The sequence below is a fragment of the Proteus sp. MB838 genome (assembly GCF_054767435.1).
This window is the reverse complement of record NZ_BAABMO010000044.1, coordinates 21,579-28,368: the sequence shown is the minus strand read 5'-3', so window position 1 is coordinate 28,368 and position 6,790 is coordinate 21,579. Positions and strand designations below refer to the sequence as shown.

Annotated in this window: 4 protein-coding genes; 2 read left to right on the top strand and 2 right to left on the bottom strand. The window is 30.0% G+C overall.

What is annotated here, in order from left to right; all coding sequences use genetic code 11:
* Positions 1-683, top strand: a 683-nt coding sequence (locus ACYUCW_RS15440) for a DUF1120 domain-containing protein (protein WP_460408971.1), incomplete at its 5' end; no start/stop codon positions are given.
* Between the two features lie 126 nt (positions 684-809).
* On the opposite strand, the gene ACYUCW_RS15435 is transcribed toward ACYUCW_RS15440, so the two are convergent.
* Entirely contained in the window at positions 810-1,937 is a 1,128-nt protein-coding gene (locus tag ACYUCW_RS15435) for a hypothetical protein (protein WP_012368157.1), read from the bottom strand.
* Between the two features lie 524 nt (positions 1,938-2,461).
* Between ACYUCW_RS15435 and ACYUCW_RS15430 the strand changes: the two genes are divergently transcribed.
* Positions 2,462-3,169 carry a hypothetical protein gene (locus ACYUCW_RS15430; protein WP_004243947.1) on the top strand — a complete coding sequence of 236 codons (708 nt, stop codon included), beginning with the start codon at positions 2,462-2,464 and terminating at the stop codon, positions 3,167-3,169.
* A 116-nt stretch (positions 3,170-3,285) separates the two neighbouring features.
* Here ACYUCW_RS15430 and ACYUCW_RS15425 read toward each other — a convergent pair whose 3' ends face one another.
* Entirely contained in the window at positions 3,286-6,144 is a 2,859-nt protein-coding gene (locus ACYUCW_RS15425; RefSeq protein ID WP_460408969.1) for a tetratricopeptide repeat protein, read from the bottom strand.
* Between the last annotated feature and the right edge of the window lie 646 nt (positions 6,145-6,790).

Sequence of the window (6,790 nt, the reverse complement as noted above, 5' to 3'; positions counted from 1 at the left end):
TACTTAGCCTTACTATGCTGGCGATAATATCTACGCCAGTGTTGGCTAAATCCCCTGTAGCTAACTTAAAAATCAACGGTGATATTAAGCCACCAACTTGTACTGTTAATGGGGCGACACAGCGTGATGTTATTTTTGATTACGGAGTCATAAGCCCAACACTTATCCCTCAATCGACTGTCTACTCTTATTCTGACATTGGAGTTCAAAATACAGTTACGATTGAATGTGATGCAAAAACATATTTAACATTTACTGCATCTGACACTTATGCTGATACAGAATTAAGTGTTAATAATACATCAGGCTGGTTTCATTTAGTTGATAAAGCAAATCCTGAAACCGCAGTTGGTGCGGCTTTCTTCGCATGGGATAATGTGACTGTCGATAGCAAACCTGCATATATTTCACGAGCAAACGATGTGTCTATTACAGGAACCAGCTACAATAACGCCCTATATAAAGGGCCAACCAATGGTTGGACATCAGAAAAACAAACAAGCGTTGATAAAAACGCCTTGGCTCTAATTTCAGGTGAAATTTTCCAAGCAAGTTTTAGACAAGGAATGACAATGAGTACTTTTATTTTATCTAGAGATGAATTAAGTAAAAAAGGAATAGATTTATCTAATGGTTTAGATTTTATGGGAGAAGCTGTTCTCACTTTTAACTTTGGTGTCTAATTTTAAAGTAATTGATAATCACAATATCATTAATTTTTATATTGTGATTATCTTTTACGTTAAAAATTTAACAGTACTTAACAGTACTTAGTACGCTATCAATGTTCTGAATATCAAATTAGCACATCATTCAATCAGGAACGATACATCAATACTTCCTTTATAAGTATTCGTAGGTATATTTCCATTGGCACAAAGGTTGAATGATAATGACTTATAAACAGTTCCCCCATTATATTTTCCCAAAGATTGTCCTGCATAAAACTCTAAGGCCTCGGCAGAATTGTTATTACATACTGCATTAGTTATTTTTTTAGCTGCATCAGATACCGTGATATAAGGTGCGACTTCTTTATCTTTCAAAGGGATATTGGGAGACATTGTCATCCCCGTTTTACTTGCATTGACTAGCTCATTATAGGGTTTTAATGTCACGTACATATTTCCTGAATGAGGGCAAGAGACAAGCATACTAGCGACACTTTGCTCAAGTAACTTGGCTGACTTAAAATTTTGTGCTAGTTGAGCGGCAAATTGTATATTTGTTGAGCTAGCAGGAGAAACATTACATGTTTTTAAGACGTGAATAGGACCATTACCAAATGAAAAAGGAACTGAAGATAGATCTGGATTAGCCCCGCCTGAGGTTGCTGTTTGAGCTGTAGTAAAATATATTGGAGCTACAAAATCGTAAATACCGGGTTTAACATGGCCTACTGCATAAATAGAATAAGAGCTTATTCTCAAGCTAGTATTACTTACACGTGATAAATTACCATACCAGCACATTGGGTGACGATAGACAAATTGATTAGAATATTCCTCTGTTCTAGAAATTTCTTTTCCTCGACGCAGGGTAATTCTTGTCGGGGAAGGTAATCCATTCTGATAATACAACGCATCGATAGATACTATTCCATTGATAGCTGCAACTAAATAATTTTCCCTATTTTCCTCTTCACTTACGTTTTTATTATATAATTTTAATCCGTACTCCCCCTCTTGACTTCCTGGGAATGGGAATAAAAAATTCTGCCATTGCGCACTGTTTTTACTACAATAATCTACAACATTATTAACACCTACAGCCGCTCCATAGTAATTACCACTACTACGAAGTGACATATATGATTGAGGAGGCGTTAATTCACCTATATACCCCGTTCCATTATCTGGAATAACAAGTGCTTTTGTTAGGAGAGGGAAAAACAGTGACAAAACAAAAAGACTGATTTTAATAGTTATCGTTTTCAATTTTCACCACCAAGCATAATGACAGATAGAACCATCTATATATTATTTATTATATGATTATTATTGATTTTTATCTCTAACAATAAGAATAAAAATCATTATTCCATATAAAAACTAAAATAAAAACAAAGTAAAGAAAAGCATTCTAAAAAAGAATCATTCCCGCTATTTTTAGTAAGATAATATTTTCAATAACTGTTAACAAACATCATTTTAAGATTTTCTCCTGCGTTCTTTTTTCACTTTCTATGCTTATTCCATTTCACGTATTCTCACCTTATAGCTTGATTGCTCTGACAATAATCTGCACACAAATGCACTTGAAAAAAAATAAAATAGCTATTAGCGATATAAAAGGTCTATTTTTAATTATCTCTTTTAGATAATATTAGACATTAAAATAAACTCAGTTTAAGAAAGTCTAAATTAGATATATTAAAAATATATTCAGATATCATTAAATAAACAAAAGGTGTATTATATAATATTGCTTTGTTATTTATCCTCTAAAAAGGAATAATGATATGAAAAAATTATTACTTAGCCTTACTATGCTGGCGATAATATCTACGCCAGTGTTGGCTAAATCCCCTGTAGCTAACTTAAAAATCAACGGTGATATTAAGCCCCCAACTTGTACTATTAATGGAGCAACACAAAGTGATGTAATTTTCGATTACGGAGTCATAAGCCCAACACTTATCCCTCAATCGAAAATTTATTCTTATCCTGCCAGTATGGTTCAAAATACAGTTACAGTTGAATGTGATGCAAAAACATATTTAACCTTTGTTGCGTCTGATACTTATGATAATACAGAATTAAGCGTTAATAATACGTCAGACTGGTTTCATTTAGTAGATAAAGCAAATCCTGAAACTGCGGTTGGAGCAGCTTATTTTGTATGGGATAATGTGACTGTTGATGGCAAACCTGCGTATATTTCACGAGCAAACGATGCTGCTATCACAGGGACTAACTACTATAATGTCCTATATAAAGGGCCAACCAATGGTTGGACATCAAAACAACAGACAGAATCGGTTGATAAAGGCTCTCTGGCTCTAATTTCAGGTGAAATTTTCCAAGCAAATTTCAGACAGGGAATTGAAAGTAATCCTACTCAAACCTTTATTTTATCTAGAGATGAATTAAGTAAAAAAGGAATAGATTTATCTAATGGTTTAGATTTTATCGGGGAGGCTGTTCTCACTTTTAATTTTGGTGTCTAATTTTAAAGTAATTGATAATCACAATATAATTAAAATTTATATTGTGATTATCTTTTGCTATCAATAAGAACCCCTCAAAATTTAATATAATTAAGGACTTCTCATATAACATAAAATTATTTTTGTATTTCTTTTAAATAATCAGCAACACGATATTCAATATTTTTACGCTCAATGTCAGATAAAGAATAAAACATAGCGACATTATTCACATCATAATTTAATAGTAAACCATAATAATATGCTTCTTTCACATCACCTTTGAGTAGAAGTGATTCATAAAGTTTGTCAAAAGAAGATATTGCAAAATTCATTTTTCCTAATCGAATATTCATATCTAAAATATAATCGTTATGATTTTTTAGTGTAGATAAATACACATTCACGAAAGGATCCTTACTTATGTATTTTGGTGCATTAGTATACATATTATTTAATTCAGAATACAAAAAATCATTTATTTCATATGGATAATCTAACGATAATTGATACCACTCAATAGCCTTATCAAGGTTTCGTTCAACTAAACACGGTGACTCTAAATAATAATCAGCAATGATACTAATACTAGAATATTTGTATTCATTAGAAGAGCTGTATTTACTAGGTTCTTCTCCTGTTGTTAGCCATTCTTTAAGATAGTAGTCTGCTTTATTGATATTATCTTTATCTTCACAGATATTTTGCATATAGTACCAATAAATTAACTCAGCCGCTTCTTTATTTCCTAAATCATATGCTTTTTTGGCATAAATTAAACTTCTTCCACTATCTTCAATACTATAAAATCTTGCTAATTCTAGTTGTTGTTTACTACTCTCTTTTTGGTTTAGTAAATAATCAAGTGTATTATCTCTTTTTTCCTTCCATCTTCTATCTATTTCATATTTTTCTGATTCTAATTCAAAGTTAGACGAATTGATGCTAATACGTCGTTCATATTCAGATGCTTTAGCAATGTTCTTTCTAACCCCCTCTTTACCGTCTCGATAAATTATAGCCAATTCTTTTAAGCAAATAAAATCACCTAAATCTGCACATTTTCTTCGCCAAGCCAAACGCTCCTTAATAGTGATATTAGTTAACTTATCAAAAGAATAGTCTTGATAAATTTCATCGCGAGCATTCTTATCTTTATACTCTTTTGTAATAATAAATTTAATTGCATCAATAGAACCTATTTCAGCTAATTTAAATATATCCTTATAATATTTTTTTAAATTATCTTCATTAATATTGTTAGCTGAGTTCTCATGTATTATATTCTTTATTGTATATTGAAATGCAAGATTTGTATTTTGACTTAATAATGGTTGAATAGCCTTTCTTATTTTATCATCATATAGCGAACGTTCCACAATAAAATCAATTACATACTGTGAATCCATTCCATATCGGAAAAGAATACTATATCCTTCCTGTCGTTTTTTTTCGGTCAACCTTCTGCTTTCTAAATCATCTTTCAATTCTGAAACAATATTAATAAGAGCTTGATCATCTATTATATTTTTATATTTAATAGTCGCAATTGCTTGATGAAAAGTAGCTTCATAGGCATAACCTCGTGCTTTTTGATATAATGAAAAAGCATATTCTTCATTATTGGCGACATCTTCTTCTAAAAGAAGATCTGCATAAAAATGAGCTAAGCTATAGTTTTGATTAAATGTACCAGCTGATTTATTTTTAATTACACTCTCTCTTAAAATATTCACAATCTCTTCTTTTTTAAGATAATCAGAAGCACCAAAATCAAAATATATTTTTACTAATTCTCTTTGGCTTTTACCTGTCAATTTATCATTAGTTATGTTTTCTTTCAGAAAACTAACTGCTTTTCTAATATTCTGATGAACCCCCTCACTATTAGAATATAATTTAGCCAATAATAATTTGCTTTCAGGAGATGGCTGTATGTTATATGCTCTCTCTACCAGCTTAAGTGCTTTTTCAAAATTATAAAAACTACTATTTGGTTTTAAATAGACATTAGCGAGCGCTAGCATGGCTTGTGGAGAGTTTGGATATTTCAATAATAATGTATTAATATATTTTTCAAGCAAGTTTCTAAAATAATTTGATGATAATGTATCACTATTATTTAATTTCTCTATTATTTTAATTAATCCATCATGATGCGCTAAATCAGCAGATTTTTTTAAATATATATTAGCTAAAAAAGAATTTTCTTGAAGGGGATAGTTTTTCTTATCACCCTTGTAGATTTGATACAGAAGATATGTTGCCTCAGGATAGTTCAAATATGCTGAATCAAAAAGTAAGTTAATATCTTGACTTATTAACTTATATTTTAAATACATCATTTTAGGATCTTTTTCTTCAATAAAAGGACGTATCATATTTTTAGTCTTTTTTGATTGTTTTACTGAATCCTTATTCTCTAAATATTGATATACAGCTTCTTTATTACCTTCTTCTGCTAATTTTTCTAATTCTTCAAGTGTTCTTTTTTTTTCAGACCAAGATTGCTCACCATAAATAGGGAGTAGCGTATATTCTTTTTGATCATAATAAATCACAGGAAAATTAAGGTCATGTAAAAAATCTTTCGCTATTGAAGAGCCTAAATCAGCAGCTTTAGTTAATGACGTTAATCCTTGAGCATCATCAGTAGGACTTTGGATTAATCCTTTGTTACGTAAATATCCTAAATTATAAAGTGCATTTCTATTTTGTAAGTTTGCTGATTTTATTAACCATTTTTGTGAAGCTAAGGCATTTTTATCAACCCCTATGCCATCCCAATACATCATTGCTAAACTAAATGCTGCTTGCGGATCACTTTCCGCATGTTGTGAAAAATAATTAAACGCCTCTTTATAGTCACCTTTTTGATAATAGCTATAACCATTTGGCTTTGACTGTGGTTGGATTTGATTTTTATTGAGATAAAACCCCAAGGCCACAAATACTAAAAAAATGGAGATAAGTATATTTTTAATTTTACGAGACATAATATTCCTTTTAAAGCTCATTCTTTTTATATAAATATAGCACAATAGTAAAAATTAAAATCAATATAATTGCTATTCTTTTATTTATATTTTTATATTAATTTATTTAGATTTGTTATAAAAATTGATTGACATTCAATACTCCACTCTATAATCAGCCCTCGTTGTGTCGTATTATTCAGCAAATAGTTTGACTACTTCACGTCTAAATATCACTAAAATAAGCTTTTTAATATTACAATCTTTCATCTGACAAAATTAAATACCTTACTATACTAATATATATGATTAATATTTAATCATTTTTGAATAATAATCAGAGGTTCTAAAAAGGTTATTATTTATAATTATAACAAACCATAATTAATTTAATCTTTATCAAATTTAAATCCCGTGAAAATAAAAAAAATCATTTTAAATCACTAGAAAATGTCTATTAATGATTTACAAATTGGTATTAAATCTTATTTATCCAAAATGCGATTTTAACTTATTGCCTCATTTGTCAGTTTATGTAAACATCAGCACCAAATTTGACTTAAGATAATATTCTCAATGAAAGTCAACTAATCGCTAAATTCCGTACCCTAAACTTATATTTAACCTGCGTAACAACGGATTTGTGACTGCATTAGTAAGGATGTCC

Excerpts from the sequence above, each read along its gene's own strand:
- ACYUCW_RS15430 (WP_004243947.1), top strand. The coding sequence starts at position 2,462 with ATGAAAAAATTATTACTTAGCCTTACTATGCTGGCGATAATATCTACG.
- ACYUCW_RS15425 (WP_460408969.1), bottom strand. The coding sequence starts at position 6,144 with ATGTCTCGTAAAATTAAAAATATACTTATCTCCATTTTTTTAGTATTT.